Below are 21,012 nucleotides of genomic sequence, written 5' to 3' on the forward strand. Positions count from 1 at the left end.
CCTTACGCCGAAGCCAGTGTCGGGCGAGGCAGGCTCGCGGATTCGGGCCGCCGCAAGTAGGCGAGCACCAGCTCCTCCAGGTTCGCCGGCCGTTCGGTCCACTGTGGACCCAGCGGGACCGGTTCGGTGCGGGCGAAGACGGTCGTCTGCCTGCCCGCCCGGACCTCGTCCACGATCGCGACCCGCCTGGCCAGCGCGTCGGCCTCCTCCACCGGTCCGGCGAGGGTGCGGTGCCCGGCGACGAGCTCGTCGATGTCGCCGCTGACCTGGACTCGGCCGCCGTTGAGGACGATCAGCCAGTCGCAGGTGTTCTCAAGATCGGAGACGACGTGGGACGAGAGCAGCACGGTCATGCCGGTTTCGGCGACCGCCTCCATCAGCCCGCGCATGACCTCGTGCCGGGCCAGCGGGTCGAGGTTCGCGAGCGGTTCGTCGAGCACCAGCAGGTCCGGGCGTTTCGCGAGCGCGAGGGTGAGCGCGACCTGCGCGCGCTGCCCGCCCGACAGCTTGCCGACCTTGTGCTTCAAGGGAAGCCCGAGCGAATCGATGCGTTTGAGCGCGAACTCATCGTCCCAGCCGGGATTGAGACGTCTGCCGAACTTGAGCATCTCGGCGATGCTGAATCCCGGATACAGCGGCTTGTCTTGGGCGAGAAAGGCGGCCGTCCCCTGGATCGAGACCGAGCCGAGGGTCGGCTCGAGCAGGCCGACGGCCAGGTGGAGGAAGGTCGTCTTGCCGGCGCCGTTGGGCCCGACCAGTGCGACGACGCGTCCTTTCGGGACGGCCAGGGAGCAGTCCCGCAGCGCCCACTTGCGGTGGTAGCGCTTGCCGAGGCCGGTCGCCTCGATGACGGGTTTCTCAGTCACGCGGTTCGCTCCCCTCGAAAGCCGTCGACCACCACCGAGGTGAACAGCGCCTCGACGTCCTCCTGATCCAGCCCCGATTCCCGGGCGTCGCGGACCCAGACCCCCAGGCTCTTCCGCAACCGCGTGCGCTCCGCGAACGAAGCGCCTCCGAGCGTCTTCTGGACGAAGGTGCCGAGGCCCGGCTTCCCTTCGACGAGCCCTTCGCGCTCCAGCTCGCGATAGGCCTTCAGGACGGTGTTGGGGTTGATCGCCAGCTCGGCGACCACCTCCTTCGCCGTCGGCAGCCGGTCCCCCGGCTCCAGCAACCCCAGGCGGAGGGCGTTTTTGACCTGCTGGACGAGCTGGACGTACGTCGCGACGCCCGAGCCCTTGTCCAAGTGGAAGGTGACCACTCGCAACACCCTTTCACTAATTAAGTAGTGAAATGGTGCAGGCAGGCGTCAGCCTCTGTCAAGTGATCACGCCGAAAAACCGTGAAGGCCCCCTTGAGAGACTCTGAGTCCCTCAAGGGGGCCTTCACGGAACACCCCAGCCCCAGTCAAAGAAGAAGTGCCAGTTCGACGACACGGGGGAAGACGTCGAGCTGGCACTACCCCCAACCCCCACCGCCGTCAGATGGCGGTGCCTGTGCAAGTTGAAGGTGCCCACCGTCGTACCGGAACCGAATGGGGGGTCCTGCCCGTCTGGTTGGTTGGGCACGGTTCCGGCGACGGGTCCTCGGTGGACACCAGGCAAGGATCACGGCGTCCGGATGCAGGGCGCTTGCACTACGCTTGCAGGCTCTGACGAGGGTGAGCGGAGGTGGCCGGGTGGAGTTCCGCGTCCTCGGCGCCGTCGAGGCGTGGGCCGGTGGTGTTCCGGTCGATCTCGGCTCACCCAAACAACGGCTCGTGCTGGCGGTTCTGCTGCTGGAGGCGGGCAAGCCGGTGCCGCGCGACCGGATCATCGACCTGCTCTGGCCCGAAGAACCGCCTGCCAGCGCACGGAACACCGTGCAAGCGCTGGTGTCCAGGCTGCGTGCGGTGTTCCGCGGGGCGGGCGGGCCGGAGATCGTCTCCGAGGGGACCCGGTACCTGCTCAGGGTCGACCCACGCCAGGTCGACCTGCACCGCTTCACCGAGCTGACGGCGCAAGCCCGCGACGCCGGCGACGAGACGGCCGTCGAGCTCCTGGACGAGGCCCTCGGCTTGTGGCGGGGCGAGGCGCTGTCCGACGTGGTGAGCGGCGAGGTCGCCCAACGACTTCGCGGAGGCCTGCACGAGGCACGCTGGACGGCGCTGGAAGATCGCGCCGAAGCGCAGCTGCGGCTCGGCCGCGGCAGGCAGGTCCTCGCGGAACTGACCGAGCTGGTCGCCGCGCATCCCTTGCGGCAGCGGTTCGTCGGGCAGCTCATGCTCGCTCTGCATCGGGAAGGCCGCACCGACGACGCCCTCGACGCCTTCCGCGCGTTGCGGGGCAGGCTCGGCGCCGAACTGGGCCTCGATCCCTCCCCTGAGCTGCGACGGCTGGAAGCCGCCATCCTCGCCGCCGATCCCGCGCTGGAACCCGCGACCAGAGCCGAGCCGGTCCGCCCGGCTCAGCTGCCGCACGACGTCCGGGGGTTCGCCGGTCGGGCCACCGAACTGGAGCGGCTCGACGAGGCGACCCGGCACGCGGGCGAGGGCACCGACATCTGGGTCATCAGCGGGACCGCCGGGGTCGGCAAGACCGCGCTCGCGGTCCGCTGGGCCCACCACGTCCGCGACGCCTTCCCCGACGGCCAGCTCTATCTCGACCTGCGCGGTTTCGACCCCGACCACGAACCGCTCACCCCGGCCGTCGCGCTCACCCAGCTCCTGCAGGCGCTCGGCACCGCGCCCAAGGCGATCCCGCCGGACACCGACACGCGGGCCGCGTTGCTCCGTTCCCTCCTCGCCGACAGGCGGGTGCTCCTGGTGCTGGACAACGTGCGCGACAGCGGCCAAGTGCTGCCGCTGTTGCCGCCGTCGGGCACCGTCCTGGTCACCAGCCGCCAACGGCTCGGCGACCTCATCGCCCGCACCGGTGCCCGCGCGCTCCCGCTGTCCGTGCTGCCCGCCGAGGACGCGCGGCACCTGCTGGAGGCCGTGCTCGGCAGCGAGACCGTCGCCGCCGAGGAAGGCGCGGCCGCGGAGCTCGCCCGGCTGTGCGGGCATCTCCCGCTCGCCCTCCGGATCGCGGCGGCGAACCTCGGCGCCAGCGGCGAACCCGAGATCGCCGAACTCGCCCGCGAGCTGGCCGGCGGCGACCCGCTGGCGGAACTGACCGTCGACGGCGCCGAGGAAAGTGCCGTGACCACGGCCTTCAACGTCTCCTATCGGGCACTTCCCGAGGAGCACCGGGAGCTGTTCCGCCGTCTCGCGCTCGTTCCCGGTCAGACGTTCACCGCCCCCGCCGCGCAGGCGCTGACCGGCGTTCCGCCATCGAAAGCGAACCAGCAGCTCAAAGCGCTCGCGGCGGCGCACCTGGTCGAGCGCTACACCCCGGGGCGCTACCGGTTCCACGATCTCCTCCGCAGTTTCGCGGCGGGCCGCACGCTGTCGGAGGACACGAAGGCCGAGCGCGAGGCCGCGGAGAGGCGGCTCTTCGAGAGCTACCTGACCACGGCCGACGCCGCTGGACGCGCCCTGATCCCACATTTCCTGCGCCTGCCGCGCGAAGAACCGGCGGACAAACCCTTCGCCGACACCGAAGAGGCACTGGCGTGGCTCGACGCCGAGTGGCCGAACCTCGCCGCGGCCGTCGAGCACAGTGCCGAACACGGCCCACCCGAGTTCTCGTGGCATCTCGCCGACGCGCTCCGCGCCTTCTTCCACCAGCGCGGTCATCACGCGGAATGGATCGACACGGCCTCGACGGCGCTCAAGGCCGCCCGCCGCAGCGAAGCCGGGCAGGCACAGGCCGCGATGCACCTGAGCATCGCGCTCGCCTGCGTCAACAGCGGCCGCTACGACGAAGCGCGCGAACACCTCACCAGCGCCTTGCGCGGCGACCTCCTCGACGGCTGGGACGCCGGCCGCGCGGCCGTGCTCAACAACCTGAGCGCGGTGCACCAGCGCCTCGGCGACCCGCAGGAGGCGATCCGCTGCGGCCTGGAATCCCTGCGGCTGTGCGAAGAACTGAACATGCCCGCCGTCTCGATGGCGCTGGCGAACCTTGGTTTCCCGTACTGGCAGACGGGTCAGCTCGACGAGGCGCTCGCCAACTTCACCCGCGCGCTGGCGGTCTCCGAACGGGACGGCGCGCGGTTCAGCGTCGCGGTGCTGCTCGTCGACCTCGGCAACGTGCACCGCGACCTCGGGCTGCTCGACGACGCCTACGACTTCTACACCCGCGCGCTCGCGGCCAACCGCGAACTGGACTACACGTACGGCGAAGCGACGGCCCTGTCCGGCAGGGCAGTGCTCGAAAGCAGGCGCGAGCCGAGCGAGCAGAACCGCACCGACGCGCTCGAAGCCGTCGAACTCACCCGCAAGATCGGCGACCGGGGCACCGAGGCCTGGACACTCGTCGGGCTCGGCGAGGTCTGCCTGCGGCTCGGCCGGCCCGAGGAGGCGGCCGAGCACTACCGGCTCGCGCTGTCCATCGCACGGACGACCAGCTTCTTCTGGTGTGAGGCCGCCGCGCGGACCGGGCTCGCGGAAACCCTGCTGAAACTGGGAAAGCTCACGGAAGCCCGGACACACGGCGAGCTGGCACTCGAACTCGCGGCGCGCTCCGGCTACCGGCTCGTCGAGGAACGCGCGAAACTGATCCTGGACGAGCTCTAGATCTGCTTTCCGGGCGACTTCACGCCGGCGGCGATCGCCGCCGCGACCGCCGCGAGGACGCTGAAGACGATCATCAGCGCCATCGCGGTGCTGTCGCCGTCGTCGAAGCTGAAGAGCCACTTGACCTGAGCGCTCAAGGGCGTACCCCAGACGAGCGGCATCCCCACGAAGACGGCGACCACGTAGAACACGCAAAATCCGAACAGGGTCCACACGCCGGGAATCCGGCGGGCGAACGTGAATCCCGCGGCGACCACCAGCACGACAGCGGCGATGGTGCCGCTGACCAGGTTCTGCATCGTGATGCCCGACCAGTGGCCGTTCGCCTCCGCGGCGACGAAGACGTTGTAGAGCGCGAACCAGACGAGCATGGCGGCGGCGAGCAGCGCCAGGATGCCGGCGATCACCGATGCCACGGCGTTGGCCCTCGGCTTGGCCGGTGCCACCTGGCCCGGCCACCCCGGCTGCTGCCCGTACTGAGGGAAGCCGGGTTGCGGTGGGTTGGGCTGCATCCGCACTCCTCGCGCGTCCGACGGCACGAACCTGCCGCCCGTCATGGTTCGTGGTCACCGTAGCGAAAGGCGGCTCGTGGCGGACCGTTTATGGCAGGAAGCTGCCTTCGCGGCACGGTCCCTGTCCGTGAAGGCCTCCTTCATGTACTTCAAAGGCACCGCGAGCCACCGTGCCCCGATCTGTCAGACGCGGACCTCGTCCACCCGCACGGGGCGGCGTTCGCGGCGCGAGACCTCGCACGCCTCGGCGATGTAGAACGCCTCCAGAGCGTCGGCCGCGCCGCACGGGCTCGGCGCACGACCGGCGGCGACGTCGAGGAAAGCCTTCAACTCGCTGACGTATGCGGGGCGGAAGCGTTCCATGAAACCGGGATAGGCAGGACCTGGCAGCGGCTGGGCACCAGGTTCCACCGAGGTCAGCGGCGCCCGGTCGTCCAGGCCCACGACGACGTTGCCCGCCGAGCCGAGCACTTCCAGCCGGACGTCGTAGCCCGCGCCGTTATAGCGCGTCAGCGAAACCACCGCCAGCGTTCCGTCGTCCAGGGTCAGGGTCGCGGCCGCGGTGTCGACGTCACCGGCGTCGGCGAAGAACTGCTCGCCCTTGTTCGCCCCCACGGCGTAGACCTCGACGACCTCGCGGCCGCTGACGAACCGGACGACGTCGAAATCGTGCACCCCGCAGTCGCGGAACAGGCCGCCGGAGTGCGCGACGTACTCGGCGGGCGGCGGTGCCGGGTCGAGCGTCGTCGCGCGCAAGGTGTGGAGCCAGCCGAGTTCGCCCGACGCCACCGCAGACCGGGCGGCCGCGTAACCCGCGTCGAACCGGCGCTGGAAACCGATCTGCACCGGGACGTCCGCCCCGGCGATCTTGTCGATCACCGCGAGCGTCCCCGGGATGTCGGCGGCGACCGGCTTCTCGCAGAACACGGGGATCCCCGCGTCCACGGCCTTGAGGATCAGTTCCGGATGCGCGTCCGTCGCCGCGGCGATCACCAGACCGTCCAAAGAGGACGCGAACAGCGAAGGGATGTCCGCCGCCGCCTCGACGCCGAGTTTCGCCGCGGCGGCCTGGGCGCGGGCACCGTCGACGTCGGCGACGACCACGGAGGAAACCTCGTCGAAGCTCTTCAAGGTCTCGGCGTGCGAGGTGCCGATCCGGCCGGTGCCGGCGAGTCCCAACCTCATGTGGTTACCTTTCTGGAGCGGCGGTGGTCGAACGGACCACCAGCGACGGGTGCAGCAGATGGCGGACCGGTTCGGCGCGTTCGCCCCGGATCCGTTCGAGCAGCGCTTCGACGGCCAGCCTGCCCATCTCCGTGCGCGGCTGGTCCACGGTGGTCAAGGACAGATGACGCAGCGCGGCGAGCGAGGTGTTGTCGTAGCCGACCACGGAAACGTCTTCCGGCACCCGTAGGCCCACCTCTTCCAGCGCGGAGATCGCGCCGACGGCGTTGAAATCGTTGCCCGCCACCAGCGCCGTCGGCATTCCCCCTTGCGGAGGCTCGCTGAGCAGTTCGTGCACGGCCTTCTCACCGGCGGTGTCGGTGTGCTCGCTGTGCACGATGACCGGGTGCAGCCGATGCCGCCGCATGGCCCGCAGGTAACCCCGCCGCCGGGCCGCCGCACCGGCCGCGAGCCCGCCGTCCAGATGAGCGATCCTTCGATGCCCCAAGGAAACCAGGTGATCGACGGCAAGCGCGGAGCCGGCCTCGCCGTCGTCGTTCACCGTGTCCACACCCGGCGCGCGCGAAGTCCGCGACACCAGGACGACGGGGCATTGCGCGGCCGCCTCCTCGATCGCCGACGCGGGGACCACCGGCGACAGCAGGATCACCCCGGCCGGACGGAAGGACAACAGGCTCTTCAACGCGGCCCGCTCGCGCGCGGGACTGCGGCCGCCGGTGTTGAGGATCAGGTGGAATCCGGCCGCCTCGGCCGCCGCGTCGAGCCCTTCGACGACGTCGGCGAAGAACGCGTTGCGGAGATCGGAGACCATCACGCCGAGAACGGTCGACGTCCGGCTCGCCAGCGACCTGGCCATCGCGTGCGGTTCGTACCCCAGTTCGTGCGCCGCGCACAGCACGCGCGTGCGCCGCTCGTCCGAGACGTTCGGCGCGTTCCGCATCACGAGCGACACGAGCGCACGGGACACCCCCGCTTTCGCGGCGACGTCCTCCATCGTCGGTCGCGCCATTTCCACTGGCCCCCTGCTCTTGTGCCCTTGCCCTTGACTTTACTGTGACGGACGCTACATGATTAGAGCGCTCTAATCAATAGAGCGCTCTAATCCCGATCACCCGGAGGCCGCCGATGACAGTCACGCCAGCAGCCCGGATCCGCGTCGCCGCAGCCCCGATCTCCTGGGGTGTCTGCGAAGTCCCCGGCTGGGGCCGCGTGCTCGACGCGGGGGCCGTACTGGGCGAAATGGCGGAGCTGGGCGTGCGCGCCACCGAACTCGGCCCGCCCGGGTACCTGCCGCGAGACCCGGCCGAGCTGCGCGAACTGCTCGGCGGATACGAACTCGAACTGGTCGGCGGTTTCCTCGCCGTCGCGCTCCACGAGAACCCGGAAGCCGCGCTGGCGGAGGCCGAGGAGTCCGCCGCGCTGTTCGCCGCCTGCGGCGGTGACGTGCTCGTGCTCGCCGCCGCCACCGGTCTCGACGGCTACGACGACCGGCCGAAGCTGAGCGACGCAGAATGGACGACCCTCGTCGAAACCTCCAGCGAGATAAGGGAAGTCGCCGCGCGCCACGGCCTTCGCACCGTGCTGCACCCGCACGTGGGGACGCACGTGGAGACCGAGCGGGAGGTCGAGCGCTTCCTCGCCGATTCCGCTCTCCCGCTGTGCCTGGACACCGGTCATCTCCTGATCGGCGGGACCGATCCGGTCGCGCTGGCGAAACGCCATCCCGGCCGGGTCGGGCACCTGCACCTCAAGGACGTGCGCGGTGAACTCGCCGAGGAAGTCCGCGCCGGAAGGCTTCCTTATGCCGAAGCCGTGGGCAAAGGTCTGTATGTCCCCCTGGGCGATGGGGACGTCGACATCGAAACGATGGTCAGGTCCGTCCACGAGGCGGGCTACGACGGGTGGTACGTGCTCGAACAGGACACCGCGCTGAGCGAGGGGAGCCCGGAAGATCTGCCGAAGCGGGACGTGGCCAGGAGCCTGGCGCATCTCGACGGAATCGTCAGCCGGCTCCCGGCTGCCAGGTAACGGAAGAAGCGAGGAGAGACGACGATGTCCCATCGCTTGAAGAAGGTCTTCGTGGTCGTGGCGGGGCTGCTGCTCCTGTCCGCGTGCACCGGGCCGAAGGCCGAGGAGAAACCCGCCGCCGGCGCGGGCCCGGCGACGTCGGAACAGCCCAGCGGGCCACTGCGGGTCGCGGTCATCTCGCACGGCACGGCGGGCGACGCGTTCTGGAACGTGGTCAAGAACGGCGCCGAGGAGGCGGGCAGGCAGCTCGACGTCCAGGTCGAGTACAACTCCGACGGAGACCCGGGCAACCAGGCCAAGCTGATCGACAACGCGGTCGCCCAGCGGGTCGGCGGGCTGGTGGTGTCGATGGCGAACCCGGAGGCGCTCAAGACCTCGATCGAGAACGCGGTCCGCGCCGGGATCCCGGTCATCACCATCAACTCCGGCGAGGACAAGAGCGCGGGCTACGGCGCACTCACCCACGTCGGGCAGAACGAGACCATCGCCGGTGAGGAGGCCGGGAAGAAGTTCCGGGAACTGGGCAAGAAGAAGCTCCTTTGCGTGGTCCACGAAGCGGGCAACGTCGGCCAGGCCCAGCGCTGCGACGGCGCCAAGACCGGTTTCGCGGGCGACGTGCAGACCCTGCAGGTCGACATCAGCAACCCCACCGACGCCGAATCCCGGATCAGGGGCGCGGTGCAGACCGATTCCTCCCTCGACGCCGTCCTGACACTGAACTCGCAGGTCGCCGCCCGTGCGGTGAGCGCGATCAAGGCGGTCGGTTCGAAGGCCCAGGTCGGCACGTTCGACCTCAACACCGACGTGGTCGGCGCGATCAAGGCGGGCGACGTGGTGTTCGCGGTCGATCAGCAGCAGTACGAGCAGGGCTACCTGCCGGTGCAGTTCCTCAAGCTCTACCGGGACAACGCGAACGTCGTCGGCGGTGGGAAGCCGGTACTCACCGGGCCCGACCTGGTCGACAAATCCACTGTGGACACCGTCGGCCAGTACGTGCAAAGGGGCACGCGATGACAACCACCACCCTCGACGAACGGATCGCGAAACCGCGGCTGCTGGACAGGCTGGTCGTCCGGCCCGAGATCGGCGCGCTGCTCGGCGCCGTCGTCGTCTTCCTGTTCTTCACCGTCGTCACCGACCAGTTCTTCAGCGGCAGCGGCGTGGCGACCTGGCTGGACGACGCCTCGACGCTCGGCATCATGGCGGTCGCGGTGTCCCTGCTGATGATCGGCGGCGAGTTCGACCTCTCGGCCGGTGTCATGACCGCGTCCACCGCGCTCGTCACCGCGACGCTGGCGACGCAGGCGGGCTGGAACGTCTGGCTCGCGCTGTTCGCGTCGCTGGTCTTCGCCCTCGCGGTCGGCGCGTTCAACGGCTGGCTGGTGATGCGCACCGGGTTGCCCAGTTTCATCGTCACGTTGGGCACCTTCCTGGCCCTGCAGGGGCTCAACCTCGGCGTCACCCGGCTGGTCACCGGCACCGTCCAGGTGTCCGGGATGCGTTCGACCAACGGCTACGAGTCCGCCGGTTTCGTCTTCGCGTCCACTGTGGACATCGGTGGGACCGCGTTCCAGATCTCCATCCTCTGGTGGATCGGGTTCGCCGTGCTGGCGGCCTGGCTGCTGGTCCGGACCCGGTTCGGCAACTGGATCTTCGCCGTCGGCGGCTCGGCGCAGAGTTCGCGCGCGGTTGGGGTCCCGGTGGTGCGCACCAAGATCATGCTGTTCATGACCACCGCGCTCGCCGCGTGGCTGGTCGGCTCGATCAACATCCTGCGGTTCGCGAGCGTCCAGGCGAACCAGGGCATCGGGCTGGAGTTCCAGTACATCATCGCGGCCGTGATCGGCGGCTGCCTGCTCACCGGCGGGTTCGGTTCGGCGATCGGCGCCGCGATCGGCGCGCTGATCTTCGGGATGGCGAGGCAGGGCATCGTGTTCGCCCGCTGGGACAGCGACTGGTTCATGCTGTTCCTCGGGGTGATGCTGCTGTCCGCGGTCCTGGTCAACAACGCCTTCCGGCGGCGCGCGGAAAGGGTGCGGCGATGAGCCATCTTCTGGAGGTCAAGGACGTCGGCAAGACCTACGGCAGCGTGATCGCGCTGCGCGACGTCTCCACCGTGGTCAACGCGGGCGAGGTCACCTGCGTACTCGGCGACAACGGCGCCGGGAAGTCCACGTTGATCAAGATCCTGGCGGGCGTCCACCAGCACGACCGGGGCGAGTTCCTGGTCGAGGGCGAGCCGGTCAAATTCGCCTCACCGCGGGAAGCGCTCGATCGCGGCATCGCGACGGTTTACCAGGATCTCGCGGTCGTACCGCTGATGAGCGTGTGGCGGAACTTCTTCCTCGGCTCCGAACCGACGGTCGGCTTCGGTCCGTTCCGCGCGCTCGACCGGAAGAAGGGCCGCGAGACGACCAAGAAGGCGTTGTCCGACATGGGCATCGACCTGCGCGACGTCGAGCAGCCGGTCGGCACGCTCTCCGGTGGCGAGCGGCAGTGCGTCGCCATCGCGCGAGCCGTGCACTTCGGGGCGAAGGTGCTGATCCTCGACGAGCCGACGGCCGCGCTGGGCGTCAAACAGGCGGGCGTCGTGCTCAAGTACGTCGCACAGGCCCGGGACCGCGGGCTCGGCGTCGTGCTGATCACGCACAACCCGCATCACGCGTATCCGGTGGCCGATCGTTTCCTGCTGCTCAAACGGGGCGTTTCGCTCGGTGCCTACGAAAAGTCCGGGATCGACCTGGCCGAGCTGACCCGGCAGATGGCGGGCGGCGCGGAACTGGAAGCCCTCGAACACGAATTGCGAGCCGCGGAGTCCCCTTCATGACCGCTCTCGAAGCGCTGACCGTCGGCCGGGTCGGGGTGGACCTCTACCCCGAACAGAGCGGCGTGCCGCTGGCCGGGGTCAGCACCTTCGCCAAGTCTCTCGGCGGCACCGCGACCAACGTCGCGGTCGCCGCCGCGCGGCTCGGCCGCTCGACCTCGGTGCTGACGAAGGTAGGACCGGACGGCTTCGGTGACTACGTGCGGCAGGCGTTGCGGGAGTTCGGCGTGTCTTCCGAGCACGTCGGGACTTCGGCCGGATTGCAGACGCCGGTGGTGTTCTGCTCGCTGGACCCGCCCGCCGATCCGCCGCTGCTGTTCTACCGCTCCCCCATCGCCCCGGATCTGACCATCGGCGAGAACGATGTGCCCTGGGACGTCGTGGAGTCCGTTCCGCTGCTGTGGGTCACCGGCACGGGTGTCTCCGTCGAACCGGCGCGCGGCACGCAGCGCGCGATGCTGCGGCGGCGCGGACGCCGGTCGCATACCGTGCTGGACCTCGATTTCCGGCCGATGTTCTGGCCGGACACCGAGACGGCGCGCGAAGAAATCGGCTGGATGCTGGACCACGTCACGGTCGCCGTCGGCAACCGCGCCGAGGCGGAGGTCGCCGTCGGCACGGCGGATCCCGACGAGGCCGCCTCGCGGATGCTGGCCAGGGGTGTCGAACTGGCGGTGATCAAGAAAGGCGCGGAAGGTGTGCTGGTGGCCACCGCGGAGGGCCGCTGGACCGTGCCGCCTCAGCGGGTCGAGGTCGTCTGCGGGCTCGGCGCCGGCGACGGTTTCGGCGGCGCGCTGATCCACGGTCTGCTGTCCGGCTGGGATCCGGTGCGCATCGCCACGTACGCCAACGCCGCGGGCGCGCTCGTCGCTTCCCGGCTCGCCTGCGCCGACGCCATGCCCACCGCCGACGAGATCGAGGAGTTGCTGTGAGCAAGCTGCACCGTCCACTCGGGACGCTTTCGGACGAGCGTGACCCCGTCCGGCTCACCCCGGATTCGGCGGGCTGGAACTACAGCGGCCTGCGGGTCCTCTCGCTGGCCGCCGGTGAATCCAGAGTCGTGCGCACAGGCGAGTACGAAGCGTTCGTCCTGCCCCTGTCCGGCGCGTGCACGGTCCGGGTCGACGGGCAGGTCTTCGCACTGGCGGGGCGCGACTCCGTATTCACCCGGGTCACGGATTTCGCCTATGTGCCACGGGACGCCGAAGTCGAGTTGTCGACAGTGGCGGGAATCGAGGTCGCGCTGCCGATGGCCCGCTGCGGCCGCCGTCTCGAACCCCGCTACGGACCGGCCGAGAACGTGCCGGTGGAGGTGCGCGGGGCGGGGCAGGCGACCAGGCAGGTCACCAACTTCGGCGTGCCCGGTGTCTGGGACCACGCGGACAAGCTGAACGCCTGCGAGCTGATCACCCCGGGCGGCAACTGGTCGTCGTATCCGCCGCACAAACACGACGAGGCGTCCGAATGCGAGGTCGTCAACGAGGAGATCTACTACTTCCGCATCGCCGGCCGCGACGGCGTGACCCCTTCCCGCGAAGGGTTCGGCCTGCACCGGACGTACACCTCCGACGGCGAGCTGGACGAGGACGTCGCGGTCCGGGACGGCGACGTCTTCCTGATCCCACGCGGCTACCACGGTCCTTGTGTCGCCGCGCCGGGCTACCCGATGTACTACCTGAACGTCCTGGCCGGGCCCGCCGACGAGCGGTCGATGGCGTTCTGCGACGACCCCGCGCACGGCTGGGTCCGCGAGACCTGGAACGACCAGGCGCTCGACCCGCGCTGTCCGGTCACGAGCCACGAAGGGCGGGTCTCATGAAGCTGACCACGGCACAGGCCCTGGTGCGCTGGCTGCTCGCCCAGCGGTCGGAAACCCTGGACGGCCGGGAAGTCCCGTTGTTCCCCGGCGTGTTCGCGATCTTCGGGCACGGCAACGTCCTCGGTCTCGGCACCGCGCTGGAGGAGCACCGCGAGGAGCTCCCGGTGTGGCGAGGGCAGACCGAACAGGGCATGGCGCTCGCGGCGGTCGGCTACGCCAAGGCGACGCATCGGCGACAGGTCGGCGTGGTGACGTCGTCGATCGGGCCCGGCGCGCTGAACATGGTCACCGCGGCCGGGGTCGCGCACGCGAACCGGCTGCCGGTGCTGCTGCTCCCCGGCGACACCTTCACCAGCCGCGCCCCGGATCCCGTGCTGCAGCAGGTGGAACACTTCGGTGATCCGACGGCCACGGTCAACGACGCCTTCCGCGCGGTGAGCCGGTACTTCGACCGGATCACCCGGCCGGAGCAGCTGCTTTCGACGCTGCCGCAGGTCGCCAGGGTGCTGACCGATCCGGCGGACGCGGGGCCGGTGACACTGGCGCTCCCCCAGGACGTCCAGGCGGAGACCTACGACTTCCCGGACGCGTTGTTCGCGCCGGTGACCCATCGCCCGCAGCGTCCGCGGCCCGATCGCCGGGCGCTCACCGAAGCGGCGGGCGCGCTACGGGCGGCGCGGAAACCGTTGCTGGTGCTCGGCGGCGGTGTCCGGTATTCCGGCGCGGGTGAGCGCGCGCTGGCCTTCGCCGGGCGGCACGGTATCCCGGTCACCGAAACCACGGCGGGGCGCACCCTGGTGCCGCACGGTCATCCCCTGCACGCCGGTCCGCTCGGGGTCACGGGCTCGACCTCGGCGAACGTGCTGGCCGCCGAGGCCGACGTCGTGCTGGCCGTCGGCACGCGTTTGCAGGACTTCACCACGGCGTCCTGGACGGTGTTCTCCCCCGCCGTCCGGCTGATCACGCTGAACGCCGCCCGGTTCGACGCGGTCAAGCACGGCGCCCTGGCCGTCGTGGGCGACGCCGACGCGGGGCTCGTGGATCTGTCGGCCCAGCTCGAAAACTGGCGAGTCGATCCACTGTGGACAGAGCGGGCCGCGGCGGAGCGAGGCCGCTGGGACGCACATATCGACACCCTGCGCGCCGTTTCCGGCGACGTGCCGACCTACGCCCAGGTCGTCGGCGCGGTCAACGCCCTGTCCGAGCCGCACGACTACGTGATGACCGCGTCCGGCGGGATGCCGGGCGAACTCATCGGCGGCTGGCGCGGGTCGGGTTCGATCAGCATGGACGTCGAATACGGATTCTCCTGCATGGGCTACGAGCTCGCGGGCGCCTGGGGCGCGGCGATGGCGCATACCGAGGGCCTGGTCACCACGATGCTCGGCGACGGTTCGTACCTGATGCTGAACTCGGAACTGTTCTCGGCCGCCTTCGCCGGGCATCCCTTCGTGGCGGTGGTCTGCGACAACGACGGCTACGCGGTCATCGCGCGGCTGCAGGAGGGGCAGGGCGGCAAACCGTTCAACAACCTCCTCGGCGACTGCCGGAGCGCGCATGCCACTCCCCCTCGTGTCGACTTCGCGCGGCACGCGGAGTCACTGGGGTGCGCGGTGTTCACGGCGTCCACTTTGGACGATGTGCGCGCGGCCTACGCGAAGGCGCGGGAAGCCGCGGTTGCCGAAAAACGACCGGCGGTGGTCGTGGTGCGGACCGTGCCGGACTCGTGGACCGAAGCCGGCGCCTGGTGGGAGGTCGGCGTCCCGGAGCACCTCTCGGGAAGGGAGGGATTCGAACACGGGAAGGCGGCGCAGGTGCGCTACGTGAACGCCCGCATTTAGAGGACTAAACGCGGTCGGTGAAGCTGGCGAAGTAGCCGGCCGCCATGTCTTCGTCGCCGTGTCCGGCCTCGGACGCGCGCGCGAAGCGGGCTCGCCCGGCCTCGACGGCGTCCAGGCGGACGCCGGCCCGAGCCGCGGCCTCCAGTACCAGCCGTGCGTCCTTCTCGGCGTTGTCGACGGAGAAGGCGGTGGTGTAGTCGTTCTTGAGGATCGCGGCGGATTTCGCCTGGAAGTAGCCGTTGTCCATCGGGCCGCCGGTGACGACGTCGACGAAGTGCCGCGGGTCGACACCGAGGCCTTCGGCCAGCGCCAGCGCCTCGCCGACGCCGTGGGTCAGCGCGATCACCCAGGTGTTCAGCACCAGTTTGAGCCTGCTCGCCGCGCCGGTGCGGCCGTCTTCGCCGACCCACAGCGTGCGCTTGCCGATCGCGTCGAACAGCGGCTGGACGGTCTCGCGCGCGTCGGCCGCGCCCGCCGCCAGCACGATCAGCTGACCCTGTTCGGCAGGCTGGCGGGTGCCCTGCACCGGCGCGTCGACGAAGACGAGGCCCTGCTCGTCGGCGTACGCGGCCAGCTCGTCGACGGCACCGCCGACGGTGCTGAGCTGCACCCAGATCGTGCCCGCGGCGGGGGCGGCCGCGCGGATCGTCTCCAGCACCGCCTGGCCGTCCGTGAGGACCGTGATCACGACCGGCGCGCCGTCGACGGCTTCCGCGGCGCTCGTGGCGACCTCGACACCGTGCGAGGAAAGGGCTTCGGCCTTGGCCGCGGTGCGGTTCCAGGCCCGGACCGCGAACCCGGCCTTGCTCAGGTTGCGCGCGATCGGGGCGCCGATGATTCCGGTGCCGAGCACCGCGACGGTCTCCGTCATGAGTTGCCTTGCTCCTTGCCGATAGTGGAATGTTCGTTAAAGAACGAGTTCGAACGAAATCCGCGCGAGCGCTGGGGTCCTGTCACGAAACCTGGAACATCACAACGCCTGGATGGTGGTTTCGACTACCTGGGTGAGCGCCTGCCGGTCCGCGGTCTTGCCCAGTACCCGCAAGCCGTACATCGCGGCGACGGTGAACCGTGCCAACGCCCGCGGATCCCGCTCCGGGCCGATCTCGCCCTGCTGCCGCGCGGCGGCGAACTCGGCGTGGAACGCGTTCTCCACCCGCTCGAAGTTGTGGCGGACGCGGGCGGTGACCTCGTCGTCGATCCCGCCGAGTTCGAGGGCGGCGTTGACCGCCAGGCAGCCGCGATGCGCGCCGGAGGAGTCCAGCTCGTCGTCGACGACGTCCATCAAGACGCGTCTGATCCGCGCCCGGATGGTCCCCGGCGCGGCCAGCATCTCCTCCACCCGGATGGCGGACGTCTCCTCGTAGCGGCGCAGCGCCTCGCTGAACAGCTGTCGCTTGCCGGAAAACGTGTTGTACAGGCTTCCCCGCCCCAGCCCGGTGCCGTCGACCAGGTCCTGGGCCGACGTGGCGGCGTATCCCTTGCGCCAGAAAGTGCCGACCGCGGCGTCGAGCACCTCGGTGGGATCGAATCCCTTGGGGCGGGGCATGACGCCAGCATCCCACGTTCTGTAACGATCAGTCAAATACCGGTCAGTACTCCGACAGCAAGGAGCCGAAGCCGCGAACGGGATCGGCGACACCGTTCTGCCGCAGGGCGTGCCAGTACAGGACGACGTTGTTCGAGAGGACCGGTTTGCCGAGCCAGAACTCGGCGGCCGCCGCGAGCCGCGCCATGGCGACGTTGGTGCCGACCTGGACGACGGCTTCGACGTCGGCGCCGTCGATCTCCTTGACCGCGTCCCGGAGCGCGCGCTCGGAGACGTGGGAGATCTTGGCCGGGCTGGGCATGCCGAGGCCGTGGAGCCGTACCAGGTCGTAGCCGTTGTCGTCGAAGAAGCGGCGCACCGGATCGTCGCCGACCGGCAGGTACGGCGTGATGACCGCGATCCGGCGGACACCGTGCGCCGTGAGCGCGGCGATGATCGCGTCCGGGCTCATCGTCACCGCACGGCCACCCGCCGCTTCCCGCATCGCGTGGAGCACGCGGCCGTGCGATTCCCTTCCCTCCCAATAACTTTCCGGGGAGACCCCGATGATCACGCAGTCGGGATCGCAGCCGGTGACGCCGCGGATCGCCGGCCGGGTCGACCGCCGGATCTCGCTCATGACGTGCTCGAACCCGGGTTGGTCGGCCATCGGGGCGTCGTCGATCACCATCCTGCCGGTGTGGTTGGTGACGCCGTCGGGGCGCAGCGCGTCCAGTTCCGGCTGCGCCGAGGTGTTGGTGGACGGGACGACGACGCCGACCTTGAGGCGGGGACCGAGGGAGTCGGGCACTGGCGCTTCTCCTTAGCTCAGCCGGGCACGGATCGCCGAAACCAGTTCGGCGACCCCGTTCTCCTTGAGGACGCTGTAGTGATCGCCTTCGAGCGTGACCACCTCCGGAGGCGTGGCCGAGTACCCGGAGCTGTTCTCGACGAACGAGTAGTCGTCGCCGTCGGCCTTGAACAGCGTCACCCGGGCCGCGATCCGCCGCCGCGCGAGTTCACGGAAGGTGTAGTCGAACTCGTAGGTCTCCTCGACGATCCGGACGATCCGTCGGATCAGCTGCTCACCCAGCGTGGGCAGCAGCTTCGCCACGAAGGCCACGAAGCCGTCTTCGTCGCGGACGGTTTCCCGGCAGGCCACCGGTTCCGGCCCCGAGATCGATCCGAGGAAGACCGAGAGCAGGATCGTCAGGTACGCCGGGTTCGTGTAGCTCGCCACCCGCTCCCCGCCGCCCCCGACTTCGGGATTGCCCGGGCAGATCAGCAGCAGATCGGCCACCCGCTGCCCCTGTCGTTCCAGCCGCCACGCCGTTTCGAAGGCGACCCGTGCGCCGAACGAGTAGCCCCACAGCGTGTACGGCCCCTCCGGCTGGACGCGCCGGATCTCGGCGACGTCGGCCTCCGCCATCTCCTCGACGGTGGCGTACGGCGTCTCGCCGTCGTTGATCCCGTGGGCCTGCACGCCGTAGAACGGCCGCCCCAGGCCGCTTTCCGAAGCCAGCGACCGCAGATTCATCGGATAACCGCCGAGGCCCGGCCAGCAGAACACCGGGAGACCACCGCCGGTCGCCAAGGGGACCAGCCGTGACGACGGGGCGGCGTCCTCGCCGATACGGGCCGCCAGCTCGGACAGCTGCGGGCACTCGAAGACGACCTGCAGCGGCAGCCGGGTGCCGTACTCGCGATTGATCCGGTTCACCAGGGAGACCGCGGTCAGCGAGTTGCCGCCGGCGGCGAAGAAGTCGTCGCGCGCCGAGACGTCGTCGTAGTTCAGCGCCTTGCCCCACACCCCGGCCAGCCACCGTTCGTGGCTCGTCGACGGCGCGACGTACGGCGCGCCACCGCTCGCGGAGCGGACGGCGCCGGTCTCCGCCAGCGCGTGCGCGTCGACCTTTCCGTTGGCGGTCAACGGCAACGCGTCCAGCACCAGCACCCGGTTGGGGATCATGTAGTCGGGCAACGTGGTCGCGAGTTCGTCCCGGATGATCTCCGCCGGACCCTTCATGTGCACGGCGTCTTCGCGCATGCCCTCGTCGCGTACCTGCTCCAAGCTCACCTTGCCGCCGAGGAAGAAGTACGACGGCCCGGGGGCGATGCCCTGCCCGGCGAGGATGTCGTCGATCCGCCGGGCGGCGGGCAGCGGGTGGCCGGTCTTCGAACTGTAGCCCGAGGACATGAAGCCGAATCCGAAACCATTGCGCTGCAAGTGATGCAGCTTCGCGCCGAGACCGATGTACTCGAGCCGCTCGTCGGCGGTGCGGCTCACCGCGGTGATGCCGAAGGCCGCGCGTCCGTACACCTGCTGATTGATCGCGATCACGTGTTTGGCCTCGATGAGGTTGCCGGAGATCCGTTCGAAATCCCCGTCACGCCAGCGATAGGTACCGGCGGGCAGCCCTTCGACCCGGCCCGGATGCGCTTGTACGAACAGCTCGATGTCGTCCCGTCGACGCTCGTCGTCGTTGGCGTGCAAGGAAAACGAGCCGAGATAGTGGTCGTCGGCGGCGGCCCCGGCACGGGCGGCGACCGCGGAGTCGAAGGTCGCCGGGCTGATCGTGAGGCCGTATCCGGGCAGGATCTGCTCGAACACCCCGGCCATATGCCCCGTCTCGAACTCGAGGACCTCGCGGATGTTGTTCTTGTAGACCGGTTCGATGGCGCCGGTGCGGCCGATGAAGTGCACGGAATGCCCGGTGCCGTCGCCGATCCGGACCAGCGTGTGGTCGATCGGGTGGTAGTAGTACAGCCCGGCGCCGAGACCGTCGAGACCGCTGGTCTCCAGGTACAACTGCGTCGCGTACAGCGCACCGGGCGAGGCGTACGCGTACTTCGGCAGCAGCCGCTCGTCGCTGCGGAACCGGCCGAACCAGCGCAACAGTTCGCCCAGTTCGCAGAACGCGAGCTCGCCGGGCTCACGCGAGTACGTGCTGATCGGGCCCGGCGTCAGGAGGGCGGCGAGGTCGTCACGGGTGACCGTGCCGCCCTCGTAGTAGCGATAGGTCTTACGGGCGAAGACTTCCCGCCGCTGGAGATCGGTTTCCCGCTTGCCCGGCAACGCGACGACGGGCCGATCCGCGATGTCACGGACACCGGGATTCGACAGCTGCGCCTTGACCTGCAGTTTGCTGGCCTTCGACTGGTGGTGCCCGCCGTGGTCGCCCTGATCCATCACCGCGGCTTCGCGCGGATTCAGCTCCACGCAGGCGACGAGCGCCTTCGAGCCGGTACGCGCGTCGTCGGTCACCACCGCCGCGGCCCGGCGCACCCACATGTGCTCCTCGATCGCCACCGCGATCTCGTCCAGCTCGACGCGGTAGCCGCGCAGCTTGACCTGATTGTCGGCCCGCCCGGCGAACTGGAGGGTGCCGTCCGGGTTCCAGTGGACGAGGTCACCGGTGCGGTACAGCCGTCCGGCGGGCACGAACGGGTGCGGCACGAACTTCTCGGCCGTCTGCTCCGGCCGGTTCAGGTAGCCGCGGGCGAGCTGCCCACCACCGATGTACAGCTCGCCCGTCTCCCCGATGTCGACCGGGGACAAGGCTGCGTCGAGCACGAAGCACTGGGTGTCGTCGACCGGCACGCCGATCGGGACCGTTCCGGCGCTCTCGCCGATCGTGTCCGGATCGACGACGTGAGCGGTCGCGTTGATCGTGCATTCGGTCGGTCCGTAGAGGTTGATCAGCCGTGCCGACGGCAGCTCACGGGCGAGTTCGGCGGCCAACCGCCGCGAAAGGGCTTCGCCTCCGGAGAACATTTTTCGCAGCGTGTCACAGGTCGCGAAGCGTTCGGTGTCGAGCAATGCCTGCAGCAGCGTCGGGACACACTGCAAAGTCGTGACACCGTGCTTCACCACCGTGTCGATCAGGGCTTCGGGATCCCGGAAACTCCCCGGCGGGCTCATCACCACGCGGGCGCCGGTGGCGGGCGCCAGGATCTCCCATTGCGCGGCGTCGAAGCTCATCGGCGTCTTCTGCAAGACGGTGACGGTGGTGTCCAGGTGCCCGCAGGCCCGCAGCCAGCGCAGCTGCGAGACGACGCTGTGGTGCTCGATCATCACGCCCTTCGGTTTCCCGGTGCTGCCGGAGGTGTAGATGACATACGCGAGCGAGTCCGGCCGCGGTCCGCGCGGAACCGCGCCGGTCGCGCCGGCGGAGTCGGTCACCGAAACGATCCGCGTCCCGGCGGGCGCCAGCCCGGCCAGCCGCCCGGCGAGATGCGGCTGCGTAACGACGACACCGGTACCGCTGTCTTCGAGCATGTACCGCAGCCGTTCTTCCGGATATTCCGGGGACAACGGCAGATAAGCCGCGCCGGCGGCGAGAATGCCCCACGCGCCGGCCATCAGTTCCAAGGAAGGCTCGACGTGCAGGCCGACGGTGTCGTCCGTGCCGATTCCGAGACCGGCGAGGTGCGCGGCGAGTTCCGCGCTCGCTTCTTCGAGGCCGCGAAAGGTCATTTCCCGGTCACCGTCCACGACGGCGACCGACGCCGGCCGCGTATCCGAGAAGTGCCTGAGCAGATCCGTGAGGCAGGTGCCGGAGCGGACGCGATGAAGCGGCGCGAGATTGTCGATCGATGGCAAGGTCGTCCCCCAGTGCGA

At 69.7% G+C, this 21,012-nt stretch carries 17 protein-coding genes; 8 read left to right on the top strand and 9 right to left on the bottom strand.

Annotated features, from left to right (window positions below; translation table 11 throughout):
* Positions 1-2: 2 nt before the first annotated feature.
* Both ACIRGA_RS01260 and ACIRGA_RS01265 read right to left on the bottom strand, forming a co-directional pair.
* The gene (locus ACIRGA_RS01260) at positions 3-866 is read right to left on the bottom strand and encodes an ABC transporter ATP-binding protein (protein ID WP_400935448.1); all 864 of its coding nucleotides are present in this window, start codon (positions 864-866) and stop codon (positions 3-5) included.
* Entirely contained in the window at positions 863-1,258 is a 396-nt protein-coding gene (locus tag ACIRGA_RS01265; protein ID WP_400935449.1) for a GntR family transcriptional regulator, read from the bottom strand. Before ACIRGA_RS01265 ends, ACIRGA_RS01260 begins: the two co-directional genes overlap by 4 nt.
* 417 nt (positions 1,259-1,675) lie before the next feature.
* Between ACIRGA_RS01265 and ACIRGA_RS01270 the strand changes: the two genes are divergently transcribed.
* The gene (locus ACIRGA_RS01270) at positions 1,676-4,654 is read left to right on the top strand and encodes a BTAD domain-containing putative transcriptional regulator (protein ID WP_400935451.1); all 2,979 of its coding nucleotides are present in this window, start codon (positions 1,676-1,678) and stop codon (positions 4,652-4,654) included.
* Here the strand turns inward: ACIRGA_RS01270 and ACIRGA_RS01275 are convergent.
* From ACIRGA_RS01275 to ACIRGA_RS01285, 3 genes are all read right to left on the bottom strand, one after another.
* Positions 4,651-5,166 (bottom strand): hypothetical protein, encoded by a 516-nt coding sequence (locus ACIRGA_RS01275; protein ID WP_400935453.1) that lies wholly within the window; start codon positions 5,164-5,166, stop codon positions 4,651-4,653. The genes ACIRGA_RS01270 and ACIRGA_RS01275 overlap by 4 nt on opposite strands.
* A 183-nt stretch (positions 5,167-5,349) precedes the next feature.
* Entirely contained in the window at positions 5,350-6,351 is a 1,002-nt protein-coding gene (locus tag ACIRGA_RS01280) for a Gfo/Idh/MocA family oxidoreductase (RefSeq protein ID WP_400935455.1), read from the bottom strand.
* Between the two features lie 4 nt (positions 6,352-6,355).
* Positions 6,356-7,360 carry a LacI family DNA-binding transcriptional regulator gene (locus tag ACIRGA_RS01285; protein ID WP_400935457.1) on the bottom strand — a complete coding sequence of 335 codons (1,005 nt, stop codon included), beginning with the start codon at positions 7,358-7,360 and terminating at the stop codon, positions 6,356-6,358.
* 116 nt (positions 7,361-7,476) lie between these two features.
* On the opposite strand from ACIRGA_RS01285, the gene ACIRGA_RS01290 reads away from it, so the two are divergent.
* The 7 genes from ACIRGA_RS01290 to iolD are packed head-to-tail and all read left to right on the top strand — an operon-like array spanning position 7,477 to position 14,863.
* Positions 7,477-8,379: a sugar phosphate isomerase/epimerase family protein gene (locus tag ACIRGA_RS01290; RefSeq protein WP_400935459.1), complete on the top strand. Its 903-nt coding sequence runs from the start codon at positions 7,477-7,479 to the stop codon at positions 8,377-8,379.
* A gap of 24 nt (positions 8,380-8,403) precedes the next feature.
* Complete coding sequence (locus ACIRGA_RS01295; protein WP_400935461.1) at positions 8,404-9,393, top strand: sugar ABC transporter substrate-binding protein; 990 nt, start codon at positions 8,404-8,406, stop codon at positions 9,391-9,393.
* A complete protein-coding gene (locus tag ACIRGA_RS01300; protein ID WP_400935463.1) occupies positions 9,390-10,424 on the top strand; it encodes an ABC transporter permease in 1,035 nt (344 codons plus the stop codon). The genes ACIRGA_RS01295 and ACIRGA_RS01300 overlap by 4 nt, the downstream gene beginning before the upstream one ends.
* A complete protein-coding gene (locus ACIRGA_RS01305; protein ID WP_400935464.1) occupies positions 10,421-11,206 on the top strand; it encodes an ATP-binding cassette domain-containing protein in 786 nt (261 codons plus the stop codon). The genes ACIRGA_RS01300 and ACIRGA_RS01305 overlap by 4 nt, the downstream gene beginning before the upstream one ends.
* Positions 11,203-12,135 (top strand): 5-dehydro-2-deoxygluconokinase, encoded by a 933-nt coding sequence (gene iolC / locus ACIRGA_RS01310; RefSeq protein ID WP_400935466.1) that lies wholly within the window; start codon positions 11,203-11,205, stop codon positions 12,133-12,135. The genes ACIRGA_RS01305 and iolC overlap by 4 nt, the downstream gene beginning before the upstream one ends.
* A complete protein-coding gene (gene iolB / locus ACIRGA_RS01315; RefSeq protein ID WP_400935468.1) occupies positions 12,132-13,022 on the top strand; it encodes a 5-deoxy-glucuronate isomerase in 891 nt (296 codons plus the stop codon). Before iolC ends, iolB begins: the two co-directional genes overlap by 4 nt.
* Complete coding sequence (gene iolD / locus ACIRGA_RS01320) at positions 13,019-14,863, top strand: 3D-(3,5/4)-trihydroxycyclohexane-1,2-dione acylhydrolase (decyclizing) (RefSeq protein ID WP_400935470.1); 1,845 nt, start codon at positions 13,019-13,021, stop codon at positions 14,861-14,863. The genes iolB and iolD overlap by 4 nt, the downstream gene beginning before the upstream one ends.
* A 4-nt stretch (positions 14,864-14,867) precedes the next feature.
* Here iolD and ACIRGA_RS01325 read toward each other — a convergent pair whose 3' ends face one another.
* From ACIRGA_RS01325 to ACIRGA_RS01340, 4 genes are all read right to left on the bottom strand, one after another.
* Positions 14,868-15,734: an NAD(P)-dependent oxidoreductase gene (locus tag ACIRGA_RS01325; RefSeq protein WP_400935472.1), complete on the bottom strand. Its 867-nt coding sequence runs from the start codon at positions 15,732-15,734 to the stop codon at positions 14,868-14,870.
* Between the two features lie 99 nt (positions 15,735-15,833).
* On the bottom strand, positions 15,834-16,412 hold the full coding sequence (locus ACIRGA_RS01330; RefSeq protein WP_400935473.1) for a TetR/AcrR family transcriptional regulator: 579 nt from the start codon (positions 16,410-16,412) through the stop codon (positions 15,834-15,836).
* Between the two features lie 43 nt (positions 16,413-16,455).
* On the bottom strand, positions 16,456-17,202 hold the full coding sequence (locus tag ACIRGA_RS01335) for an arylmalonate decarboxylase (protein WP_400935475.1): 747 nt from the start codon (positions 17,200-17,202) through the stop codon (positions 16,456-16,458).
* 12 nt (positions 17,203-17,214) lie between these two features.
* Entirely contained in the window at positions 17,215-20,994 is a 3,780-nt protein-coding gene (locus ACIRGA_RS01340; RefSeq protein ID WP_400935477.1) for an amino acid adenylation domain-containing protein, read from the bottom strand.
* Positions 20,995-21,012 lie beyond the last annotated feature (18 nt).

The sequence above is a fragment of the Amycolatopsis sp. NPDC102389 genome (genome assembly GCF_044765885.1).
Lineage (GTDB): Bacteria > Actinomycetota > Actinomycetes > Mycobacteriales > Pseudonocardiaceae > Amycolatopsis.